The following is a 669-nucleotide window of genomic DNA, read 5'->3' on the forward strand; positions in this document are numbered from 1 at the left end:
ATTCATAACACTTAAATAGCTCACCGCTTTTAGCATGTAGATCCAGCCTGTGTAATTTTTCGTCAATGCCCACAGTCCATAAAATCGAATCTCCCTCAAAAACCATGTCAAAACCTCCTTTTAGCAGATAACGTTCTTGATCACTCAAGGCTAAAGAATCAGTAAGACAATAAAATGTATTGTTTTGTGATTTATACAAACCATTATTGGTTTGTGCGTAAATTTCGCCATTGGCATCCTCTAATAATACCCTAACGCTTACCTCAGGCGTGTTGTCTTTGAGAAATTTATTGAAAAGATTTTTTTCAAAATTGATAAGCTCAATTCCATTAGCAGTTATGGCTAGAATATAATCTTCACCTAAATAGATGTGTTTTATTCTAGAGGAGACTTCATAAGTATTTAAATGATAAACCGTTTTTTTACCATTGTCATCTTTTATACCGTATGTATGTATCCTATTGCGAATGGCATTTACAAAAAAAATATCTTGATTTGTGGTTAAAAAATGATCCTTGTTAACCACAAAACGATCTAGTATTCTGGGTTGAGTTGTGTAATTTGGAAGCCTATAGAGTTCATCAGGAAAATAAAAAAGATGCCTATTTATTGTTTTATTATAAATAATGGGGAAGGCAGTATTCTTGTAGTAAAAAAATTGGTTTTCTT

The 669-nt window shown here is 32.0% G+C and carries 1 protein-coding gene; it reads right to left on the reverse strand.

Annotated features, from left to right (window positions below):
- Positions 1 to 669, reverse strand: a 669-nt coding sequence (locus tag FVB9532_RS19615; protein WP_194716603.1) for a hypothetical protein, incomplete at both ends; no start/stop codon positions are given.

Origin of the sequence: Mesonia oceanica, from assembly GCF_902499555.1 — a bacterium.
Classification (GTDB): domain Bacteria; phylum Bacteroidota; class Bacteroidia; order Flavobacteriales; family Flavobacteriaceae; genus Mesonia; species Mesonia oceanica.